24 protein-coding genes and 1 other RNA gene are annotated in these 21,383 nt (G+C 66.5%); 8 read left to right on the forward strand and 17 right to left on the reverse strand.

Going from position 1 to position 21,383, the window contains the following annotated elements:
- Nucleotides 1-64 precede the first annotated feature (64 nt).
- Nucleotides 65-499 carry a hemerythrin domain-containing protein gene (locus RLDS_RS53405; RefSeq protein WP_021228692.1) on the forward strand — a complete coding sequence of 145 codons (435 nt, stop codon included), beginning with the start codon at nucleotides 65-67 and terminating at the stop codon, nucleotides 497-499.
- 4 nt (nucleotides 500-503) lie between these two features.
- Here the strand turns inward: RLDS_RS53405 and RLDS_RS53410 are convergent, their stop codons facing one another.
- From RLDS_RS53410 to mscL, 14 genes are all read right to left on the reverse strand, one after another.
- On the reverse strand, nucleotides 504-2,036 hold the full coding sequence (locus tag RLDS_RS53410) for a methyl-accepting chemotaxis protein (RefSeq protein WP_021228693.1): 1,533 nt from the start codon (nucleotides 2,034-2,036) through the stop codon (nucleotides 504-506).
- On the reverse strand, nucleotides 2,036-2,344 hold the full coding sequence (locus tag RLDS_RS53415; RefSeq protein ID WP_021228694.1) for a hypothetical protein: 309 nt from the start codon (nucleotides 2,342-2,344) through the stop codon (nucleotides 2,036-2,038). The genes RLDS_RS53410 and RLDS_RS53415 overlap by 1 nt, the downstream gene beginning before the upstream one ends.
- A 35-nt stretch (nucleotides 2,345-2,379) precedes the next feature.
- Nucleotides 2,380-2,733, reverse strand: coding sequence for a hypothetical protein (locus RLDS_RS53420; protein WP_021228695.1), 354 nt, complete (start codon nucleotides 2,731-2,733; stop codon nucleotides 2,380-2,382).
- The gene (locus tag RLDS_RS53425; RefSeq protein ID WP_031299248.1) at nucleotides 2,706-3,254 is read right to left on the reverse strand and encodes a J domain-containing protein; all 549 of its coding nucleotides are present in this window, start codon (nucleotides 3,252-3,254) and stop codon (nucleotides 2,706-2,708) included. Before RLDS_RS53425 ends, RLDS_RS53420 begins: the two co-directional genes overlap by 28 nt.
- Before the next feature lie 48 nt (nucleotides 3,255-3,302).
- Nucleotides 3,303-5,243, reverse strand: a complete 1,941-nt coding sequence (locus RLDS_RS53430) for a hypothetical protein (protein ID WP_031299250.1) — start codon at nucleotides 5,241-5,243, stop codon at nucleotides 3,303-3,305.
- A 32-nt stretch (nucleotides 5,244-5,275) separates the two neighbouring features.
- An RNA gene (rnpB, locus tag RLDS_RS54840) (RNase P RNA component class A) lies at nucleotides 5,276-5,664 on the reverse strand.
- A 41-nt stretch (nucleotides 5,665-5,705) separates the two neighbouring features.
- Nucleotides 5,706-6,404: an N-acetylmuramoyl-L-alanine amidase gene (locus tag RLDS_RS53435; RefSeq protein ID WP_021228698.1), complete on the reverse strand. Its 699-nt coding sequence runs from the start codon at nucleotides 6,402-6,404 to the stop codon at nucleotides 5,706-5,708.
- 129 nt (nucleotides 6,405-6,533) lie between these two features.
- Nucleotides 6,534-7,406, reverse strand: a complete 873-nt coding sequence (locus RLDS_RS53440; protein WP_021228699.1) for a CheR family methyltransferase — start codon at nucleotides 7,404-7,406, stop codon at nucleotides 6,534-6,536.
- Nucleotides 7,406-8,491 carry a chemotaxis protein CheB gene (locus RLDS_RS53445; RefSeq protein ID WP_021228700.1) on the reverse strand — a complete coding sequence of 362 codons (1,086 nt, stop codon included), beginning with the start codon at nucleotides 8,489-8,491 and terminating at the stop codon, nucleotides 7,406-7,408. The genes RLDS_RS53440 and RLDS_RS53445 overlap by 1 nt, the downstream gene beginning before the upstream one ends.
- 69 nt (nucleotides 8,492-8,560) lie before the next feature.
- A complete protein-coding gene (locus RLDS_RS53450) occupies nucleotides 8,561-8,926 on the reverse strand; it encodes a response regulator (RefSeq protein ID WP_009820910.1) in 366 nt (121 codons plus the stop codon).
- A 98-nt stretch (nucleotides 8,927-9,024) separates the two neighbouring features.
- On the reverse strand, nucleotides 9,025-9,462 hold the full coding sequence (locus RLDS_RS53455) for a chemotaxis protein CheW (RefSeq protein ID WP_021228701.1): 438 nt from the start codon (nucleotides 9,460-9,462) through the stop codon (nucleotides 9,025-9,027).
- Nucleotides 9,463-9,467: 5 nt separating this feature from the next.
- Nucleotides 9,468-11,852, reverse strand: a complete 2,385-nt coding sequence (locus RLDS_RS53460) for a chemotaxis protein CheA (protein ID WP_021228702.1) — start codon at nucleotides 11,850-11,852, stop codon at nucleotides 9,468-9,470.
- Between the two features lie 134 nt (nucleotides 11,853-11,986).
- Nucleotides 11,987-12,256: a hypothetical protein gene (locus RLDS_RS53465; protein ID WP_021228703.1), complete on the reverse strand. Its 270-nt coding sequence runs from the start codon at nucleotides 12,254-12,256 to the stop codon at nucleotides 11,987-11,989.
- Nucleotides 12,257-12,400: 144 nt separating this feature from the next.
- Nucleotides 12,401-12,844 carry a large conductance mechanosensitive channel protein MscL gene (mscL, locus tag RLDS_RS53470; protein WP_021228704.1) on the reverse strand — a complete coding sequence of 148 codons (444 nt, stop codon included), beginning with the start codon at nucleotides 12,842-12,844 and terminating at the stop codon, nucleotides 12,401-12,403.
- Between the two features lie 104 nt (nucleotides 12,845-12,948).
- On the opposite strand from mscL, the gene RLDS_RS53475 reads away from it, so the two are divergent.
- Genes RLDS_RS53475 through RLDS_RS53490 form a run of 4 tightly spaced genes read left to right on the forward strand, consistent with a single transcriptional unit; the run spans nucleotide 12,949 to nucleotide 15,671 of the window.
- Nucleotides 12,949-13,551, forward strand: a complete 603-nt coding sequence (locus RLDS_RS53475; RefSeq protein ID WP_021228705.1) for a LemA family protein — start codon at nucleotides 12,949-12,951, stop codon at nucleotides 13,549-13,551.
- A 58-nt stretch (nucleotides 13,552-13,609) separates the two neighbouring features.
- Entirely contained in the window at nucleotides 13,610-14,455 is an 846-nt protein-coding gene (locus RLDS_RS53480) for a TPM domain-containing protein (RefSeq protein WP_408021199.1), read from the forward strand.
- Nucleotides 14,455-15,132, forward strand: a complete 678-nt coding sequence (locus RLDS_RS53485; RefSeq protein ID WP_021228707.1) for a TPM domain-containing protein — start codon at nucleotides 14,455-14,457, stop codon at nucleotides 15,130-15,132. Before RLDS_RS53480 ends, RLDS_RS53485 begins: the two co-directional genes overlap by 1 nt.
- The gene (locus RLDS_RS53490) at nucleotides 15,129-15,671 is read left to right on the forward strand and encodes an NUDIX hydrolase (RefSeq protein ID WP_021228708.1); all 543 of its coding nucleotides are present in this window, start codon (nucleotides 15,129-15,131) and stop codon (nucleotides 15,669-15,671) included. The genes RLDS_RS53485 and RLDS_RS53490 overlap by 4 nt, the downstream gene beginning before the upstream one ends.
- A gap of 8 nt (nucleotides 15,672-15,679) precedes the next feature.
- On the opposite strand, the gene RLDS_RS53495 is transcribed toward RLDS_RS53490, so the two are convergent.
- Complete coding sequence (locus tag RLDS_RS53495) at nucleotides 15,680-16,135, reverse strand: DUF6456 domain-containing protein (RefSeq protein ID WP_021228709.1); 456 nt, start codon at nucleotides 16,133-16,135, stop codon at nucleotides 15,680-15,682.
- Nucleotides 16,136-16,233: 98 nt separating this feature from the next.
- Between RLDS_RS53495 and RLDS_RS53500 the strand changes: the two genes are divergently transcribed.
- On the forward strand, nucleotides 16,234-16,797 hold the full coding sequence (locus RLDS_RS53500) for a helix-turn-helix domain-containing protein (RefSeq protein WP_021228710.1): 564 nt from the start codon (nucleotides 16,234-16,236) through the stop codon (nucleotides 16,795-16,797).
- Between the two features lie 57 nt (nucleotides 16,798-16,854).
- Nucleotides 16,855-18,033, forward strand: a complete 1,179-nt coding sequence (locus RLDS_RS53505; RefSeq protein WP_021228711.1) for a glycosyltransferase — start codon at nucleotides 16,855-16,857, stop codon at nucleotides 18,031-18,033.
- Here RLDS_RS53505 and RLDS_RS53510 read toward each other — a convergent pair.
- The gene (locus RLDS_RS53510) at nucleotides 18,003-19,655 is read right to left on the reverse strand and encodes a molybdopterin oxidoreductase family protein (RefSeq protein WP_021228712.1); all 1,653 of its coding nucleotides are present in this window, start codon (nucleotides 19,653-19,655) and stop codon (nucleotides 18,003-18,005) included. The genes RLDS_RS53505 and RLDS_RS53510 overlap by 31 nt on opposite strands.
- 117 nt (nucleotides 19,656-19,772) lie before the next feature.
- On the opposite strand from RLDS_RS53510, the gene modA reads away from it, so the two are divergent.
- Nucleotides 19,773-20,543, forward strand: a complete 771-nt coding sequence (gene modA, locus RLDS_RS53515; RefSeq protein ID WP_021228713.1) for a molybdate ABC transporter substrate-binding protein — start codon at nucleotides 19,773-19,775, stop codon at nucleotides 20,541-20,543.
- A gap of 3 nt (nucleotides 20,544-20,546) precedes the next feature.
- Here modA and RLDS_RS53520 read toward each other — a convergent pair whose 3' ends face one another.
- Nucleotides 20,547-21,293, reverse strand: coding sequence for an HAD-IIB family hydrolase (locus RLDS_RS53520; RefSeq protein WP_021228714.1), 747 nt, complete (start codon nucleotides 21,291-21,293; stop codon nucleotides 20,547-20,549).
- Between the last annotated feature and the right edge of the window lie 90 nt (nucleotides 21,294-21,383).

Below are 21,383 nucleotides of genomic sequence, written 5' to 3' on the forward strand. Positions count from 1 at the left end.
ACAAGATATTCTTAAATATTCGCGGTGATGACTTCCCCTCCCGACGCAACGTCAGGAGGGATTGATGGATCTGGACGAATTGCGCCGCCAGCATGCCGAAATCGGCCTTACCGCACGCGCTCTCGAACGGGCCGTGGCGGAAGAATATCAGCCTGAAGGCGTGGCGCGGCTGCGCTGGCAACTCGCGCGGCAGCTTCTGACCCATGTCGCGCTGGAAGACCGCATCTTCTATCCCACGCTCAAACGATCGCCCGAAGCGTCGACCCGCGACCATGCGACGGCGTTGGAAAAGGAACTGGGCGCTCTGGGCGAACGGTTCAGGGCCTATATGACCGACTGGAGCGACATGCGTATCGGCCGTGAATGGCCGGCCTTTTGCGTGGAAACACGCCTGATCCTGGACATGCTGATGGAGCGGGTCGGCCGGGAAGACCGGCTGTTCGATACATTGTCGCAGCGCCGTGGCATTGACCGGAGCCCTGCCGCTCGGTCGGCGTAATAACTTAGGCCGCTTCCAGTTGCGCGACGAACTGGTCGGCCGCGCGTTGCAGGGCGCGCGCCGTGCGGGACAATCCCGATGCCGCGCTCGACACCCGATCGGACAGGCTTTCCGTGCTGCGCGCCATGTCGGCCGCCTGCTCCACCCGCTCGGCCATGCGCGTCACGCCTTCCGCCGTATCGCGCGCTGATTCGCCGATGGCGCTGGTCGCATTGCGCTGGCTGTCGACCGCGCGTTGAATCTCGCCCGCCGCTCCCGCCAGTTGCTCGACCACCCGCGCCACGTCGGACAGGGCACCTTGGGCGACGCCCGCGCCCTGATGCGCCGATGTCGCGAGCGACTGGATTTCGCCGGTCGCGCTCGCCGCCTGCCCCGCCAGCTGCTTCACTTCCTGCGCCACGACCGCGAAGCCGCGCCCAACCTCCCCCGCGCGCGCCGCTTCGATGGTCGCGTTGAGCGCCAGCAAATTGGTGCGCGCTGCGATCTGGGTGATCGAATCGGCAAAGCTGGTGATCGACGCGGTGCGGGTTTCCATGTCGCGCATCGCCTGATGCCCGGCGCTCGACACGCGCTGCGCGTCGCCGCCAAGGGATGCCTGCTGCGCCGCCGCCGACGCGATCGCCGTGATGGACTGGGACAATTGTTCGATCCGGCCGGCCAGTTCCGCCGCGCGATCGGACGAGCGTTCGGCCGCTGCCACGGTTTCGTCCGTCCCCGCGCTGGCACGCCGCGCCAGTTCGTTGAGCGCGCGCGCCGAATCGTCCAGTTCGCTGGTCGCGTCGCTGACAGCGCTCACGACATCGGCGATCGACTGGCGGAATGCCTGGACCAATGCCAGCGTTTCAGCGCGCCTTTCCGTCGTGAGCCGCGCCCGCTCCTGCTCGCGTTCAGCCCGCATCGCATCTTCGCGCAGAGCCGCCTCGCGACTTTGCGCCATGGCGCGTTCGGCGGCGCTTCGTCCTGCCTCCGCCGCCTCGGCCAGCTGCGCCGCCGCGTTCGCATGACTATCTAGCGCAAGCAATTGCGACCGCAAACGCACCGCCAGATAGCATAGCACTGCCGCCTGAAGGCTGACCGCCACGCCATGAACGGCGACCCGCTGCACATTGCCGCTGCCCAGAAACACCCAGTCGGGCGCGATGAAATTGAGCGCCAGATGGTGCAGCGCCGTCAGGCCCGCCGACAGGATGATCGGCCGCCAGTCGTAAAGCAGCGCCAGCCCCGCCAGCGCCACGAAGAAGAACATATGGGCGTCCATCTGCCACCGGTGGCCGGACAGCAGGAAGACGCCAAGCGCCGGCTGTACCGTCGCCAGCGTGCTCATCATCAGACGAACGGCGGCATCCTGCCGATGGCGCAGGACCATGATGGTGGGCATGATGTTGACCAGCGCCGATACCAGCAGCACCTGGGGTCCATCGGCGAGCCCCAGCCCCAGCGACAACAATCCCAGCGCGCCGCTCCAGATCCAGCTGCCAAGAAGCAGAATCTGCAATCCCTGAAGACGCAGGCGGCTCAGACTGTCGATCGCACGCATCAGGCAATTCCTCCACAACCACCCGCCCGCGCCGAGAGCACCAGCACGCCGGCAAGCATGAGCGGCTCCATCAGGCGGCTGCGTTCCCCCTCGACCAGCAGGCTCTGCCCCGGCCCCGCGCTCACCAGCCTTGCGCCATGCGCGATGGCGAGCGACGCCAGCATGGCGCGTCCGTGGGACGTGACCGGCACCAGCGCCATCCGGCCCGACGCGGGCGGCATGGCATACAGAAACAGGAGGCCGAAAAGGCCAAGGCCGCATTGGGTGATAATGGGTGCGTTGTGCCCCAATCGTGCGGGAATCATCATGCCGCCTCGATAGGGGGCGGATGGTAAGGATGTGATTAACGATCCTGCGCCGCGGCCAGCCCCAATTGCTGCGCCAGCATGTCCAAGTCGGCCTTCGGGCGAACCAACAGCCAGTCGCGACTGTCCGCGCCATTCACCACCGTGACCGCGCCCTTGGGACAGATACCAAGGCAATTCACCTCGACAATTCCCGCCGCGGCCTTGCGCCCTTTCTTGAGCGACAAATGCCGGCGCAGGGCTTTGGCCAGGCGTTCGTCACCGTCAGGGCCGAACCCACCGTCGACCTTCTTGGAACATTTGCGGCAGACCAGCACGGCCTGCAGCCAGTTCGATCGGACATGATCCTTCACGCGCCTGTCTTTCAGTCGGCCGCCGCGCGCGGCTTCCACGTCCGCCGCTCCTCGGCGGCGCGCAGCACTTCATAGGCGGCCTGGATCGCCTGAAACCGCACCGCAGCCTCGGCATCGCCCGGCTTTACGTCCGGGTGATTTTCCTTGGCCAGCCGCCGCCAGCTTTTCTTCACTGTCTCGAAACTGGCGTCGTCCTCCAGCTCCAGCGCCTTGAGCGCATGGAGTTCATCACGTGAGCGGCTGCCATCGCCCGGCCCGCCCCAGCCATGATAGGCGCTCGACTGGAAACCGCTGGCGTCGCGCCGCTCCGCCCGTTCGCGCTGTTCGCGCTCTTCCTGGTCCAGCCCCTGAAAATAATCCCAGTTCCGGTTATATTCCGCCGCATGGTCCGAACAGAAATACCAGCGTTCCGGACTGTTGGGGGATTTGGGCGCCGGACACTCCCCCGGCTTTTCACAACCATGGCGGTCACATAGCCGCACCTGCTGCGCCTCGCGCGCCGCGCCATAGCTGCGCCACCGGGGAAAGCCCCAGTCATTGGATCGACCCTGTCTTGCCATCATGGCAAATTAGGGAATGTGCGCGCTGAATACCAGTGCGGGCCGTCATCAAGGGTTGAAGAAGCGGATGGTGTTAACACTGCCGCCACAACCCATCCCGCCATCGGGGCGATAAGTCTGTTCGAACTTCGCCCGCGACATCAGCGCCACGCCATTGGAGCTGAACAAGATCGGCGGATAGGCGGCAATCACTCGCGCATTCACCACCTTGCCGTCAGCCGACACATCATGCTGAACCCGTGTCCACCCCTCGACGCCCAGACGCACCATGTCGGCGGGATAGTCGTTGCCGGATACATTGACCCCGCGCAGCATGGGCTGCGCATCGACGATGGAACATTGCTGTTCGGTCAGCCCGGTCGCCTGATAATCGGCCCGCGCGCCGGCAAAATCCTTCGCCGCCGCCCGAACCGACGCTCGCCGCATCAATGCCGCAACCCGCAGCGGATCATCTTGCGCCAGCCGCGAATCGGCGATGATGCGATCCAGTATCGCCGGGTCCCGTCGCCGGCGCCGCGATTGCGGCCGGTCATAGTTCAGCAATTGGGCGCGCGCAAAGGCGGCCGGATCGGCGGCATAGGCATTGGCGTCCAGTTCATCAGAGCCTTTTCTGCGCGACAGCCAATCCGCCCACAGCCGGACCGGCGCCGGTGCGGTCGCCGCGTCCAGCAGGGATCGCAATTGCGCTTTGTACGCCTCCGCCGTCGCGCCTGTGACCAGCGGATTTTCCAGCAGGTCCGATAGCAGCAGGGCCTGTGCCAACGGATTGGTCGCGCTCGTGCGTCGCCGTTCAAGTTCGGCCACCAGCATCGCGCGCCGCTGCGCTTCCGATCCGGCGTCGGCCAGATAGGGCTGGACGCCCCGGCCCTCGACCCAGTCACGAAACGCCGCGCGCGCGCCATCGGCCAGCGACGGTCCGCCTTCGCTGGCCGAACAGCGCAGCTCCAGGCGCGTCACCAACCGGAACAGCCAGGGAATTTGCGCCACCTCTTCGGGACGCCAGGTCCAGTTCTGCACCGCGCGCGCGAACGTCAGCGGCATGGCGCCAGGACGCGAGCCATATATCGGCCGGGCGTAGCTGACGGTCCCGTCATCGGCGATGCCGAATTCGACGACCGCCATATCGTCGGGCTTGATGCCGTCCTCGCCGCAAATGGGCAAAGCCATGTCCGCGCCAATCCCGAAATCCTGTTTCTCCATCCGACCCGCGCCGGTGTAGAGCAGATATTGTTGCGCCTTGTCCCGATGCCCGGCCAGCAGCGCGGCGATGGAGGCGTTGGATCGCGCGACCAGATCGTCATAATTGACCTTGCGCGACAAACCGCCTTCGGCAGCGACTGTCCTCGCGAACGCCTGCTCCGCCTCGAAAAAACGGCCCAGATTAAGCAGCGGCTGCCCGCGCATGGACGCGGCATAGCCGGCGACCGATTTGTCGCCCTTGGCGCTTTGCTCGATCAGCGCCGCTGCGGCATCGGCATCGGCCAGCGCGCGGTTCGCATCAATGAAGGTGCCGGCCTGCGCCTTGCCCAACAGGCTGGCGATGCGTTCGGACGGGTCGACCGCGACCGCCAGCGACCGATCATAATAGTCGAATGCCGCTTCGTAATCGAGGTCGTGCAACTCCAGCCGTCCCAGCGTGCGCAGGGCCTGTCCCCGGTCGATATCCAGGCTGCGGTCATCCATCGGCAGGGCCGCCAGCGCCTGTTCCAGCAGCGGCCGCGCTTCCTTCCAGCGGCGCATTTCCCCCAGCGCCATGCCCCGGCGCAGACGAACAATGGCCAGGCTGCGCGGATTCTTGACCCGCTGCTCCAGCGTCGCGAGCATCGCGGCGGCGGCGGCATGATCGCCCTTGCCCGTGGCCGCGGCGGCGGCATCGAAAATCTGCTGCACGCTTTGCGTCGGCTGTTCCTGCGCCTGCGCCGTCCCTGCCGCCAGCACGCACGCCAGCGCCCAACCCCATAGCTTCATCGCCACCCCCGCTTGGTTCATGGCCCATGCAGCATGAAAAGACAGGAAAATCAAATGCCAGAGGGCCTGTAAGCCGGGTTCTGTCCCCCTTCTTGCGAAGGATGGGCGACCATTCCTCTAGGGAACGGATTGCTCCGTTCCTCCAGCAACCAACCCGGGCGGTCTCGGCCGAAATCTGCCTAGCAGCATGACGCTGCGCGCCGCCCCTATTCGGTCTTGCTTCCGGTGGGGTTTACCGTGCCGTCTTGCGTTGCCGCAGACGCGGTGCGCTCTTACCGCACCCTTTCAATTTCGCTGGGCCTAGGCCTTAGCGACCTGCTTTCTGTTGCACTGTCCCTTGGATCGCTCCAGCCGGCCGTTAGCCGGCACCGTCATTTCGTGAAGCCCGGACTTTCCTCGCCGTGGAAGTTACCCGCCACGCCGCGGCCGCCCGGCCCTCTGGCGTCCAGCGCCCTAGCGCGCTTTTGCCGTCCAGTCACCTGACTATTCGTCGCCGCGCGGCTTGGGCAGCAGCAGCGCGAGCAATATCGCGCGGCATTCGCCGTCGATCACGCCATCGATCAGTTCCGGGCGGAACCGCCGCTGAAAGGCGATGACCGCAGCGTCCGGCTCGGCAATGTCATAGCCGAACCGCTCCAGCGCCAGCAGAAAGGCGCTGTCGGTCCACAGCGGGTCCATCAGGTTGCGGGTCGGCCGCGGCAGGGCCAGGCGCAACCGCGCCAATTGCCCCCAGGGAAACAGCTCGCCGGGGTCCTGCTTGCGCGCGGGCGCCACGTCACTATGCCCGACGATATTGCCCCGCGTGATGCCATGGCGCTGGACGATGTCGTGCATCAGCGGAATGAGCGCGCCGATCTGCGCCTGCGGAAAGGGTCGATAGCCCCATTCATGGCCCGGATTGACGATCTCTATGCCGATGCTGGCGGAATTGACGTCATTGATCCCGCGCCAGTGCGACCGGCCCGCATGCCAGGCGCGCTTGGCCTCATCGACCATGCGGATGATCTGCCCATCCTCGCACACGACATAATGGGCCGACACCTTGGATTCCGGGCTTGCGAGCCAGGCGATCGCGCTCTGGGCGTCGCGCATGCCGGTATAATGCAACACCAGCATCGACACCGGCGACTTGCGCTCGTCGAAATTGGGCGACGGCGTTTCGATCATCGGCACATCGCTCATCGGAAAACGCCAGTCTGCTTCACTCGTCGGTCATCGCGCCCTTCCGGCCGGTCGAACGACATGGGCCTGCGTCGACCATGACGCAGTCCCGCGTTGCAATCAAGTATGGGCACGTGCCCGCCTGCGCGGTCAGCCCGCGCGCCGCATTCCCGCGACATGCTGCGCCGTCACGGCCGCCTGTCGCGCATAGGCGCCCCGGAAATCCCCATGGGCGATGAAATCGTCGCCCTGGCCGATCACCGTTTCCCCCGCGCCCAGCAGCAATATCGATCCGGCATGGCTGTGACGCCCCAGCAACGTCAGCACCGCCTTGCGCCGTTCGGGCGTGAAATAGAGGAGGACGTTGCGGCACAGCAGCAGGTCATATTCGCCCGTCGGTTCACGCGCATCGAACAGATTATCCTGCCGGAAACGGATCATCCGCCGCAATTCGGGGCTGGCGCGCCAGTCATCGCCATGCGGTTCGAACCATTTGATAAGGTCGCCGATCGACAGGCCGCGCTGCACGTCCATCTGGGAATAGATACCCGATTGCGCCTGTTCGATCGCGCGGCCCGAAATGTCGGTCGCCAATATCTCGATCTGCCAGCCGTTCCAGCGCGACCAGGCGTTGCGCAATTGGATTGCCAGTGAATAGGCTTCCTGCCCCGTCGAACAGCCCGCGCTCCAGATCCGCAGCACCCGGTTGGATCGGCTTTCGTGCAGATGCGGCAGTATCTTGGTTTGCAGCATGTCGAACAGCTGAAGGTCGCGGAAAAAGCTGCTTTCATTATTGAGCAGCGCCTCCACCACGGCCTGTTCCAGCGCGCTATCGCCCTTGCGCAGCAGCCGCGCCGTCAACGCGTCGATATCGTCCAGACCATGATCGCGCAGCACCGGGCGCAGCGCCGTTTCCATCCGCCAGGCGCGCCCTTCGGACAAAGTCTGTCCCGTGCGCGCTTCCAGCAAGGCGGACAGGATGCGGGCAGCACCCTGCTGCGAATCGGACGCACCAACCGTCATCAAGCCACACCCTTTCCTCGGCGCGCGACAAACGCCATCATTTCTCTGGGCGCCATCACCGCGCAGCTCAGGCCCTCGCCAGCGACCGATCCCGGCATGCCCCACACAACGCTGCTCGCCTCATCCTGCGCGACGATCCATCCGCCGGCCGCGACGATGTCGCGGGCGCCCACCGTTCCGTCACGCCCCATCCCAGTCAGGACGATCCCCGCCGCGCCCGCGCCGAAGGCTTCAGCCATGCTAGCGAACATCGGGTCGACACCCGGCAGATTGCCCGCCGGCGTGCGTTCGGGGTTCAGCTGGATCGTGACGCGCCCGTGCAGCCCTTTGCGCACTTGCAGATTGGCGTCGCCGGGCGCGACGTAAATCACGTCCGGCGCCAGCAGGTCGCCGGTTTCCGCCACCTTGACGCGCAGGCTGGTCATCCGCGCCAGCTGTTGCGCAAAATAGACGGTGAAGCTCAGGGGCAGATGCTGCGTCAGCAGGATCGGCACGCCCAGCGGCGCGTCCAGTCCGTCAAGCAGTTGGCCCAGCGCATGGATGCCGCCGGTCGACGCGCCGATCCCCAGACAGGCGAGCGGCTTGTTTGCTTCATGCCGAACCGGGCGCGCCGGGGGCTGCGCTACGGGCGGCGACACGGGTTGCGCATCCGTGTCGAACAGGCGGTTCAGCCGCTCGACCAGCGCCTGGGGGAATTGTTCGCCAAAGCTGCCGCTGCCGGGCTTGGACAGAATATCGCTCGCGCCCAGAGCCAGCGCCTCGACTGCCGCGGCGCTGCCTTCCTCGCACTTGCCCGACAGGATCGCGACCTTGACGCCAGCGCCCGCCTGCATGATCGCCGGCAGCGCCGCCAGGCCGCTCTGGCCCGGCAATTCGATATCCAGCAATATCAGGTCGACATTGTTTTCCGACAGAAAGGCGAGCGCCTGCTCGGCGCTGCTGCTCTTGTTGACCACGACATAGCGGTCATTGCCGTTCAGGATGCGCTCGATCACCGTGCGCACCACGACCGAATCATCGACGACCAGCGTGCGGATCGGCCGCGACACGCGGCTGGGGCTGGTCATGATCGGCGCACTGGACATCGGAAAACTTCCTGGACGAAGGACGAAGGCGGGACAGGGCTCCTTTGAAACGGCACGAAGACCGGGCTGCTAGATGATCCCCACGATCGACAATTTGCTTTCCAGCGTTTCGCGGTCGAACGGCTTCATCACATATTCGTCGGCGCCGGCATCCACCGCCGCCTTGATATGGCTGATGCCATTTTCGGTAGTGCAGAATATGATCTTGGGCCGCGCCGTCATCTTGGCGCTCGACAGGGCCTGGAGAAATTCCATCCCGCTCATGATCGGCATGTTCCAGTCGAGCAGGACGACGTCTGGCGCCGCCGCTTCGCACTGGGTCAGCGCATCCTGGCCGTCCACGGCTTCGCTGACCGACAGGTCGAGCGATTCCAATATATGCCGGGCCACCTTGCGGATGACCTTCGAATCGTCGACGACGAGGCAGTTTTTCATCGTGTATCCCTTTGATACGAGCATCGCGTTGGCACGGATTTAGTCAGCAAAAGCGAGTATTTGGTAAACATATATTACAGCGCGTCTCGGACGCGGCTTCAGGCCGCCTGCGCGGCCGATGCGCCTTCGATGAACGCCGACAGCGACACCAGCAGCCAGGGATGCCCGTCATGCTCCACGATCGCGCTGGCATAGGGCGCCCAGGCGGAATCCAGTTGCCCGCGCAACGGCACCGCCCCTTCGGGCACGCGGCATATGTCCGATACGCTGTCCAGCATCAGCCCGTAGCTGTGGCCGCTGATATCGGCGATGATCGCCAATCCGCGCTGGTCGGACGGCGTTGGTCGCCCGTGCACGATGGCGGCGACGTCGACGATCGTGAGCACCCGGCTGCGCAACGCCGACAGGCCAGCGACATGCGCGCCCATGCCGGGCACCGGAGAAATATCGGTCAGCTTGACCACCGCCTCGACTTCGCTGGCGTCCACCGCGACGCGCGTGCCCGCCAGGATCGCGAACAGATAGAGATTGTCCATATCGCTTACCCCTGCCTGCTGCCGATGGCGGCCATCAGCGCATCCTGATCATAGCGATAGATGCTGCCGTCCTGCGGCCCCGCCGCGCGTGGCGACGCGCGCAACTGCACGACGCGGCAGCCCAGCATTTCGCCGGCCTGCGCCGTGTCGGGGCCGTTGCACAGGATGATGTCGCGCGGGTCGACCGATGTGTCGGCCGGCAGGCCCAGCGTCACGTCATGACCGGCCTGGCGCAGCAGGGGCGCCAGGATTTCGCGCGTCCATCCGTCCTCGCTTTCGACCAGGATGCAGCGTCCCCGACGCGCGGGGTCCGGCCGTTCCTGCGGCAGCGATGCGAACAGCGCAAAGGGGTTCAGCACTTCGAGATGTTCGCCATCGATCACGGACACGCCGCTCAGCAAACCGTGCAGGGCGACCATGTCGGGCACCAGCGGCATCTGGACGATATCGAGCACCGCAGCGACCGGATAGCAGGTTTCCTGCTCGCCATCGCGCAGGCGCAGCGCGCAAACCTTGTCCCCGGCAAAGCTGCTATGGCCGTTGACGACCGTCACCAGCCGCCCGTCGAGGCGGACGAAGGCCTGACCGGCGGATTTCCCGAACAGGCTGGTGTCGATATCCTCGACCCGTTCGATCAGCGACAATTTGAGCAGGCGGCGTTCGCCCGACAATTCCTCGAAACGCAGCGCGGCCACCATTTCGACGCCGGCGGCTTCGCTTTCCTGCTCCTGCCGGCGCGCGGCATCATCCTCGACGATGTTGGGCAGGCGGGCGACACTGGCCAGACCCGCCGCATCCAGCAACAGCATCGGCCGGCCATTGTCCGGCAGGGTCATGCCGGCATAGACGCCGCTCGCCATCACCAGGGGAGAGGCGGGGCGAATGACCAGTTCCTCATGATTGTCCACGGCGGCAACGCCCAGGGCAAAGGGCATGCCCGTGCTCGATCGCACCACCATGATCGCGCGGGGTCCGGGCTGCGACAGTTTCTCCATGCCCAGCACCGCTTCCAGATCCACCATCGAATGGCGCACGGCGCGGATCGTCGCAATCTTGGCGCCGCCCACTTCGCTGATCTGGAGCATGTCATTATTGTCGTGCAGGATTTCGACGACGGCGGCGCGCGGAATCGCGAAATGCTGGCCACCGGCGCGCACAATCAGGCCCGGAATGATGGTCAGCGTCAGCGGCACGCGCAGCGTGATGCACAAGCCCTGGCCCGGGTGATTGTCCAGCGCGATGACGCCGCCGATCCGCTCCACATTGGCGCGGACCACATCCATGCCCACCCCCCGGCCGGATATCGCCGTCACCTGCTGCGCGGTCGACAGCCCGGCCATGAAGATGAGGTCGAGCTTTTCCTGCTCGGTCAGGCGCGCGGCAGCGTCAGGCGTCAGGCGGCCAGCGGCGATCGCCTTGTCCACCAGCCTGCCGGTATCGATCCCCGCGCCATCGTCGCTGATCATGATGACGATCTGGTTGCCCGACTGGCGCGCCTCGACGCGCAGGCGCCCCGCCTCCGGCTTGCCAGCCGCGCGGCGGCGTTCAGGCGTTTCGATGCCATGGTCGATGCTGTTGCGCACGATATGGGTGAGCGGGTCGACGACCATCTCGACCATCTCGCGGTCCATCTCGACATCGCCGCCCTCCAGCGTCAGGTCGATCCGCTTACCCAGGTCGCGACCCAAATCCCGGACCATGCGCGGGATGGCGGCAAACAGGCGATCGACGCGCTGCATCCGCGTCTTGGAAATGACGTCGCGCATATCGGCGACACAGGTGGACAGGCGTTCGAACACGGTGTCGAGCTCCGCGTCGCTGCTGCGATCGCGCAGTTTGCGCGACATTTCATTGCGCGCCAGCACCATGTCCGACACGCCGTTCATCAATTGATCGATCAGGCTTAATGGCAGGCGGATCGTGCGCGGGGCGGCTTGCGGCGCTTGGGCGCGCGCGACGGATACCGGGGCGGCTTCGCCCTCGACTGGCTCGGCGGCAGCGGCCTGGGCTGCACCGGCGCCGGGCGGAGTATTGAGCGCCGCGATCAGATAATCGTCATTCTCATTGGGCAGCGCCGCCCCCATGGCGACGGCCTCCGTTAGCTCGCCGATCCGGTCCATCAGGCCCAGCACCGCGCTTACCGTCGCGGGATCGGCCTGCCGCTCGCCGGCGCGGATGTCGGCCAGCACATCCTCGGCCGCGTGGCTCAGCCGTTCGAACCGGGGCAGGTTCAAAAAGCCGCAACTGCCTTTGACCGTGTGGAAAAATCGGAAGATGGCGTCCAGCCGGTCGCGATCCGACGGATCCGCCTCCCAGGCCACGACCTCGCCCGCCAGAGCCTCCAGCGTTTCCTGCGTTTCTGAAATAAATTCCTGAAGTAGCTCGTCCATGCCCCTGGCCCTGATGGCTGCGCGCCAAGGCACCATGGCGGGGCGTGGTTAAGGCCGCGTTAAAAGCGCGGCGGCACGAAAAAGGGCGCCACGGCAAGCCGCAGCGCCCCTTCGAAACTGGAAGCGCGCAGAAGTTACTGCTGCTTTTCCACCGCGTCTTCGGCTTCATCGCCGGCTTCACGCGTGGCGTCGGCCTTGTTTTCCAGACGATCGGCTGCGTTTTCGGCCGCCATTTCGGCGTTGCCCGACAGGTTGTCGGCCATGGCTTCCATATTCTCAGTCTGGTTGTCGAGCGCATCCGCCTGATTTTCGTAAGCATTCTCGACCTGGTTTTCCTTGGCGGAATCGCAAGCAGCGAGCGCGACAAGGCTGGCAAGGCCAAGGACAGTGACGAAGGTTTTCACGGCGTTATTCTCCTGTTGTGCCCCCGGGGGCTGACGTCTCTGGGCAAGGCGTCAGGCTGCCATGGCAACCCCTCACCCTGACGGCGATCAACCGGTCGCATGCCGGATGGTTCCCGCCGCCAACTCGTTTCGTCGCATAAACGATTATTTTTTCAAGGAGTCGCGGATTTCGCGCAGCAGAATAATATCCTCCGGCGTGGGTGGCGGCGGCGCGGCCTCCTGCTTGGCCTCCTCCTTGTGGGTCAGGCGATTGACGGCCTTGACCATCAGGAAGATGATGAAGGCCAGGATCAGGAAATTGACGAGCACGGTCAGGAATTCGCCCCAGCCGAACATCGCGACGCCCGCCGCCTTCAAATCGGCATAGCTGGCCGGATTGCCCTTGAAGGTTTCGGGGATCGGGCCAAGCCGCACGAAATAGCGCGAAAAATCCGCCCCGCCAAAGACATAGCCGACGACCGGCATGATGAGGTCATCGGTCAGCGACTTGGTGATGGTGGCGAATGCGCCGCCGATGATGACGCCGACCGCCAAGTCCATGACATTGCCGCGATTGATGAAAGTCTTGAATTCGGACATCAGCCCCATGTGCATATCCCTTTGCCGTGCTGGTGATGAAGACAGGATGGCCCGTTGCGCCGCGCAGGACAACGCCCTATTTCCACGATCGAAACAAAGCCGAAGGATGTTCCATGTCGCTGCTGCGCCGCTTTTCTTCCGTTCTGCTGCCGATTTTCGGTGCGCTGGCCCTGTCTGCCTGCGGCATCAACAGCGTGCCCACGGCAGAGGAGGAGGCGAAGGCCAAATGGGCCGACGTCCAGGCGCAATATCAGCGCCGCGCCAATCTGGTCGGCAATCTGGTCGCCACGGTGAAGGCGGCGGGCAAGCAGGAACAGGATACGCTGGTCCGTGTGACGGAAGCCCGCGCCAAGGCAACCTCGGTGCAGGTCAATGCGGAAGATCTGTCCGATCCCGCCAAGGTCGCCCAGTTCCAGGCCGCGCAAGCGCAATTGAGCCAGGGGCTTGGCCGCTTGCTCGCGAGCGTCGAGGCCTATCCCGATCTCAAGACCAATGAGAATTTCCTGCAATTGCAATCGCAACTGGAAGGCACCGAAAACCGCATCGCCGTCGCCATCCGCGACTATAATGGCGCGGTCCAGGCCTATAATACCCGCATCCGCACCTTCCCCGACGCGATCGGTGCGAAGCTGATCCATGGCGCCAAGCCCATGACGCCGTTCGAAGCGACCACGCCGGGCGTGGAAGAAGCGCCCAAGGTCGATTTCGGCAGCTGACCGGGACGTGCATTTCGCTTCGCCCTGCCCCACGCCCCTGCATCCGTTCGGCCTGAGCCTGTCGAAGGCCCGTCCCTCCGCGCGGAGAGATCATGGCCGGACGCATGCGGTCGTCCTGCTCCTCGCTTTCCTTCTGCTTGCTCTGGCATCGGCGGCGCAGGCGCAGACCTTCCCCAAATTTGACGACGCGGGCGTGGTCGACGCCGCCAATATCCTGACGCCACAGCAGGAGCAGGCGCTGAGCGAGAAGCTGATCGCGCAGAAACAGGCCAGCGGCCGGTCGCTGGTGGTCGCCACCATTCCCGATCTTCAGGGCTATGACATTGCCGACTATGGCTATCGACTGGGCCGCGCATGGGGCATCGGCGACAAGGACAGCAATGGCGCGCTGCTGATCGTTGCGCCGTCCGAGCGGAAACTGCGGATCGAGGTCGGCTATGGGCTGGAAGGTATCCTGACCGACGCGCTGTCTTCGCAGATCATCCGCACCGTCGTCGCGCCGCGCTTCAAGGCCGGCGACATGGCGGGCGGCATCGATGCGGGTGTCGATGCCATCACCACCCTGCTTGCGCTTCCCCCCGACCAGGCGCGGGCGCAGGCGGCCAAGGCGGAAGCGGCCGCGCGCGACAGCAGGGATAGCGGCGGCGGCATCATCGCCTTCTGGATCATCCTGTTCGTCGTCTTCTTCATCCTGTTGCCGATGCTGTCGCGGGCGCGCGGCGGCCGGCGCTATCGGCGCGGCGGCAGCGCCCCCGTGGTCATCTGGGGTCCTGGCCCCGGGTCCGGCTGGGGTTCGGGCTCGGGCGGTTCGGGCTGGGGTGGCGGCGGTGGCAGCGGCTGGGGCGGCGGCGGCTTTTCGGGCGGCGGCAGCTTTGGCGGCGGCGGCGCTTCGGGGGACTGGTGATGCAGCTTCATCTGACGCAATCCGACCATGAACTCGTCTCCGCCGCCGTGGCGGAGGCGGAGGCGCGCACTTCCGGCGAGATCGTCACCATCGTCGCGCGCCGGTCCGACAGCTATCATGATGTGGGGCTAAGCTGGGCGGCGGCGGCGGTGTTCATTGCGCTCGCGCTGATGGCCGCCTTCCCCGCCCATCTGCGCGCCTTCCTGTCCATGTTGCTGCTCGACTGGGAGCATGAACTGGCGGACTGGAAACTGCTGACGGGGCTGCTCGGCATCCTCATCCTCAAATTCCTGATCGTCCGCTATTTGCTGGCGATCATGCCGCTGCGCATGCTGGTGACGCCCAAAGCGACCAAGGCCCGCCGCGCCCGCCGCCGCGCGATCCTGCTCTTTCGCACCGCCGCCGAAGCGCGCACGCGCGGCCGCACCGGCGTGCTCATCTATATCAGCCTGGACGAACATCGCGCCGAATTGGTGGCCGATCGGGCGATCAATGAAAAAGTGTCGCCCGACGCATGGGGTGACGCCATGGCGACGCTGGTCGACGCGCTGCGGCAGGATCGTGCCGGCGAAGGGCTGGCGGCGGCCGTCGCCCAGGTCGGCGCCGTGCTCGCCGCGCATTTCCCGCGCGCAGCCGATGACATCAACGAACTTCCCGACAGGCTGATCGAATTATGACCGACCCGGACCGCGACCTGCCCGAACAAATCATGTGGGCGGGCCGCTTCATCACCGCCAAGACGCGCGGGAAATGGGAATATGTCTCCCGCGCGCGCGGCATTCACGCCGCCGTCATCCTGGCGATCGACGAAGCGGCCGACGGCCGGCACGTCCTGCTGGTCGATCAATATCGCGTGCCGCTGGGCCGCCGCTGCATCGAATTGCCCGCGGGCCTTGTCGGCGATGAGCAGGCCGGCGAGGAGGCAAGCCTCGCCGCCGCGCGCGAGCTGGAGGAAGAAACCGGCTACCGCCCCGAGCGCCTGGAACGGCTGGGCGACTTCAGCGCCTCGCCGGGCATGGTGTCCGAAGGGTTCACCCTGTTCCGCGCCCATGGCCTCACCAGGACCGGCGCGGGCGGCGGTGTCGCCGAAGAGGATATTCTGGTCCATCGCGTGCCGCTCGACCGTATCGCCGATCATGTCGCCGACTGGCGCGCGCAGGGCTATGCGATGGACGTGAAGCTGCTGCTGCTGCTGGGCGCGGGCATGGTCGCCTGAGCGCGCGCTCACGGCACCCGATACCAGTCCGCCACCCGGTCGAGCGCCAGCGTCAGCACCAGCTTGCCTGCGCGGCTGGGCCAGCACAGCGCCTTTTCCGCCGCCGCCAGCCCTTCGCCAGCGCAGGCGACGCGCCAGAGAATGTCGGCCATCCCCGGCCCGGCTGCCCGGATCGCGCCGTTGAACCGCTCGCGCGCCGCCATTTGCGCCAGCGTGGGGTCGGCCGGACGCGCCGGCCCCCGCCGCCCGCCATCCCGCGCCGCCGCGTCCCAGCGCATCGTCACTCGCGCGCCCAGCCCCGCTCGCTCCCAGTCGTTCCGCAACATGTCGCCCGCAATGAAATGCCGCTCGCTCAGCCGCCCGCGCGCACGCAGCCAGGCGAGCGGCGATTCGCCCATATGCACCAGCACGGCCTGTCGGACGCCATCGGGATCCTCGATCATCTGTTGAACATGGCTGGCCATCGGCATCTCCCTCGCGGCGGATATCAAGGCGATTGGACTTGCCACGGGGGATAATCTGTAGGAAAGAGGAAACCAAATAGGTTATACGGAACAGAGCCATGATCACCCGCATCCGTGAGGTCCGCAAGGCGAAGGGGCTGACGCTCGAACAGGTCGGCGCGCTCTGCGATCCGCCGACCACGGCGCAGACCATCGGGCGGCTGGAAACCGGCACCCGCACGGTTTCGGTCAACTGGCTGAACCGCATCGCACTGGCTCTGGGCGTTACCAGCGCCGAGCTGGTCGCCCTGCCCGGCCATAGCGAGATCGCCGTGGCGGCATTGCTCGGCCCCGATGGCGTCCGCGCGCCCACCCGGCCGCTCGCTTTCCCCCCGCCCATCGCATCCGATGGCATGGTTGGCGTGCATGTCGGCGCCAGTATCGGCGATTATCGCGCCGGCGACGCCATCTGGTGCCGCCGCATCGGTCCGGCGGACTATGGCGCGGCGCTCAATCGCGACATATTGCTGCCGCGCCCGGCGGGCCGCTTCCTGTTCGGCCGCCTGATCGGGCGCGAAGGCGACCGGTTGCAGCTGCTCCCGCTTGGTTCGGGCACGCGCCAGCTGGTCGTCACCGATCCGCCCTGGGCGGCCGTTGCCGAACAGCTCGTCCGACGTCTCTAGCCAATTGGTCGCTCGGCGCTTAACCATGTGTCAAAGCTGTGCATCCAAAGAGGGGTCATGACACTCAACGTCCTTACGCTCTCGACCCTCTTTCCGGACATGAGCCGCCCCAATTTCGGCGTCTTCGTCGAACGCCAGGCGCGGGAGCTGGCCAGCCGCCCCCAGGCGGACGTGACCGTCATCGCGCCGGTCGGCATTCCCGTCTGGCCCTTTTCGCTCGCGCCCGGCTATGCCGCGTTGCGCGCGCTGCCGCGCAAGGAACGCTGGCGCGAACTTACCGTCTATCGCCCGATCTTCCGCACCATCCCGAAAATCGGCGGCCGCAGCAATGTCGGCGCGATGACCCGCGCCATCCTACCGCTCGTCCGCCGCCTGCATGCGCAGCGCCCGTTCGATGTCATCGACGCCAGCTTCTTCTTTCCCGACGGGCCGGTCGCCCGCCGCCTGTCGAAGGCGCTCGGCATCCCCTATTCGGTCAAGGCGCGCGGCGCGGACATCCACCATTGGGGGACGCAGCCGTCCACCCGCAAGCTCGTGCGCCAGGCGGCCGATGACGCCGCCGGCCTGCTCGCCGTATCCGAAGCAATGCGCCGATCGATGGCGCGCATGGGCATCGACGCCGACAAGATCCGCGTCCACTATACCGGGGTCGATCTCGACACGTTCGAACTCACCGATCGGCAGGCGGCGAAGGCCGCGCTGGATTTCAACGGTCCTGTGGTCCTGAGCGTCGGCGCGCTGATCCCGCGCAAGGGACAGGACCTGCTGGTGCGCGCGCTGCCGCATCTGCCCGACGTGACCCTGCTGCTCGCGGGCCAGGGCCAGTATCGCCGCACGCTCGAAACGCTGGCGCAGGAATTGGGTGTCGAGCGGCGGATCGGCTTCCTCGGCTCCGTCCCCCATCACAAGCTGCCGCGCATTTTCGCGGCGGCGGACGTGATGGCGCTGGTGTCCGAATCGGAAGGCCTGGCCAATGCCTGGGTCGAATCGCTCGCCTGCGGCACGCCCATCGTCATCAGCGATGTCGGCGGCGCACGCGAACTGCTCGACCGGCCGGAGGCGGGCCGGATCGTGGAGCGCGATCCCGAAGCGATCGCCGCCGCCATCCGCGCGATCCTCGACAATCCGCCGGCGCAGGCCGCCGTGCGCGAATCGGCGCTGCGCTTTACCTGGCAGGCCAATGGCGACGCGCTGCTCGCGCATCTTCAATCAATCGCCGCCTCGGGCGCTGCCTGAAGCGGCAATAGGCGTGCGCGCCCGTCCGGCGTCGGAAATCGCCCGTCGTCGAACGGCACCTCGCCCCAGCGCCAGGGGGTCAGCTCGGCATAGGCGGGGTTGGAAATGGGCGCGTGCCGCTTGAGGTTCAGCACCCGCTTGCCGCTATTGCCATAAGCGGTCAGCCGCACATGCTCACGATAAATATCCGCCGGCCGTTCGTAGTGAAAGGCGTCGCCCCACCCCATTGCCTGCGCGATCCGGGTCAGCATCCACCAGCCGGACCGCGCCTCGCCCGGCAGGTCGAACAGGCGACGCTGCCGGCTCACCAGCCGGTCGAGCGCCGTCATCGTCCCGTCCTGTTCGATGCCGACCGGCGCTGGAAGCACAGCGGTCCAGCCTTGCGCGGCGGCATCCGCATACGCGCTGGCACGAATCGACAGGGCGACGCCTGACCGCGCCTGCGCCAGCCAGTCCATCGCGCCCATATCGTCGCCTATGCTGATAAGGGCGCGCACCGCCCCGTCGCGGATCGCCTGCAGCAGCGCCGCTCCTTCCAGCCCCGGCGTCTCGGCCATCGTCCGCGCGCCCCAGAAACGCCGCGCGTCGGCGATGCTGTCGGGCGTGAAATCCCGGTGCGCCGCCAGAGTATCGGCCAGGCATCCGACCTCACGCGCGCCCATGCCGTTCGCCGCCCGCCCCAATGCGAACGGCCCCGCACCCGGCAGCGCGATCCGTCCGGTCGCCACGTGCAGGTTGATTGTCGCGGCGGCGACCGCCGCATCCTCCCCGCTGAACAGGGTCAGGGCGCGATCCTGCGATGCCCACAGATCATAGAAATCCCGCACGCCTTGCGGCGACAGTCCGCACGACCGCGCCGCCGACCAGATGTCATGGCCGGGTCGCAAGGCTTCCCAGAAATTCGCCGGCACCAGCGGCGCCGCGCGCCCCTCCGCCTGGACGAGCCCCGCATCATGGACATGCAGCAGCAGTCCGTTGAGCAACGGCGCGATCGCCTCTTGCGCCACCGGCAGGTGCAGATCGACCTCCAGCCCCGCAGCCGCCCCTTCCGGAGCGATCATCACCAGCTGCGCGCCGCTTTCCGCCCGCATCGCCTGCACCCGATCGAACAGAACAGGATGATCCGTCGCCACCGCGTCGCCGGTCAGCAGGATCAGGCCCGCGCGGCCGATATCCTCAAAGCTGGTCGGCATGACATCCTCGCCAAAGGCCGCGCGCTGCACGCGGTCGATCGCGCCGCGCCAGGGAGCATGGATGTGCGCAGACCCCAAAAAGCCCTTCATCAGCTTGTTGGCGACATAATAATCCTCGGTCGGCAATCCGCCCCCGACATGCAAGGCCACGCTGCCCGGACCATGGCGCGCCACCACCGCCGCCAGCCGCCGCGCCAGCTGCGCGATCGTCCGCTCCCATGACTGCCGGCGTCCTTCCACGATCGGATGCAGCAATCGTCCGTCGAGCGCGCAGGCGTCGCGCAGCCGCTTCGCCTTGGCGCATAGCAACCCGCCATTGGCCGGGTGCGCCGCATCTCCCTCCAGATGCAGGCTGCGATCCTCGTCGATCACGGCGCGGATGCCGCAACCCACCGCGCATTCCCCGCACAGGCTTCGCACAATGGCCATGGTCAGGCGGTATCGCTGCGGCGGAAGGTCATGACGCGCGTCCTAGCCGATGGCGCGCCCGGACAAAAGTGGAGCAGGCGACCTTGCTTTCGGCCCCGGCATCGACACAGTGCGCGCATGTCGATTCCCTTGCTCCGTATCCTCGCGCTTCTTGCGCTGCTGATCGCCCCCCTCTCGCCCGCCGCCGCGCAGGAGCGCGGGCCGCTGCTGCTGGCCGCCGCGAGCATGCAGGAGGCGATGACTGCCGCGGCTGATGCCTGGGCCGCGCGCGGCCATCCGCGCCCAGTCCTCTCATTTGCCGGGTCCTCCGCGCTCGCGCGGCAGATTCGCGCCGGTGCGCCAGCCGACCTGTTCCTGTCCGCCGACGAAGACTGGATGGACGATGTGGAAAAGGCGGGATTCGTGATGCGCGGCACGCGCGCCGACCTGGCCGGCAACAGGCTGGTGCTTGTCCGCCCGGCGAACAGGCGCGTGTCGCTCCGCATCGGGCGCAACATGCCGATTGCGCGCGCTTTGGGCCGTGGCCGCCTTGCCATGGCCAATCCCGACAGCGTGCCTGCGGGCAAATATGGCAAGGCGGCGCTGACCGCGCTCGGCGTCTGGCCCTCGGTCGCTGGCAAAATCGCGCGCGCCGACAATGTCCGCGCCGCGCTGGCGCTGGTCGAACGCGGGGCGACGCCGCTCGGCATCGTCTATGCCACCGACGCGCGCGCCGGTAATGGCGTGGCGATCGTCGGCGCCTTCCCACCGGGCAGCCATCCGCCGATCCGCTACCCGCTTGCCCGCCTGACCGGCAGCCGCCACCGCGATGCGGAGGGGTTCCGCCGCTTTCTCCTGTCTTCGGCCGGCCGCGCGATTCTGGCGCGTTACGGGTTCAGCGCGCCCTGAGCCTTATTTCTGGCAGGCGATGATGGCGGCGATCACCGCCAGCGTTTCCTGCGGGTCGCGCACGCGCACCGTGTCCAGCCCCATCTGCTTGGCCGGATAGTCATTGCCGCCCGGAAAGATGGCGTCGCCGATGAACATCATCGCATCCAGCGCGATCCCGCTGGCGTCGCGCAATTTGCGCAGACCATAGGCCTTGTCGACGCCTTCACGCGTGATGTCGATGGACGTCGCGCCGCCCATGTTGATCGACAGGCCGGGCAGGCGCTGGCGCAGATCGGCCTGAATGAGCTTCCGCTTGGCGAAGTCGGGGTCCCATGATTCCTTCGCATGGATCGGCGCCTGCTGGCCCAGCGCGGAAAAGGTAATCTGGCTGCCCCGGTCCTCGATCCGCTCGCCCCATGTCTGCTCGGGCACGAACCCGGTCGCAGCCAGCGCCGCGTCGAACGCCGCCAATATCTTGGCCTTCTGCGCGGCATCGAACAATTCGGCATAGACCGCCGACCAGCCGTCCGCGTTATGCGTATACAGCTTCGTGCCCGTCGTCGGCATCAGCCACAGGCGCGATCGATCCGCGCGCGCCGGCAGGCGGCTCGCCACCTGCTTGTCGAATTGCGGCCAGTCACCGCCTGAAATGACCGCGACATGCGCGACGGTCAGCAGGTCCGCCAGCGCATCGGCCATGTCCGCCTCCAGCGGCTGCTTGCTCAGCGCCAGGGTTCCGTCGAGGTCAAAGGCAATCAGTGATTTCATGGCGCTGTCCCATCCATGCGGGCTTGTCGTCGCCCGGCGCGCTACACCAGCGCGCCTGCCTTGCGCAACCGCGCTAACCATGGTCGCCCT

The organism is Sphingobium lactosutens DS20, assembly GCF_000445105.1.
GTDB lineage: Bacteria > Pseudomonadota > Alphaproteobacteria > Sphingomonadales > Sphingomonadaceae > Sphingobium > Sphingobium lactosutens.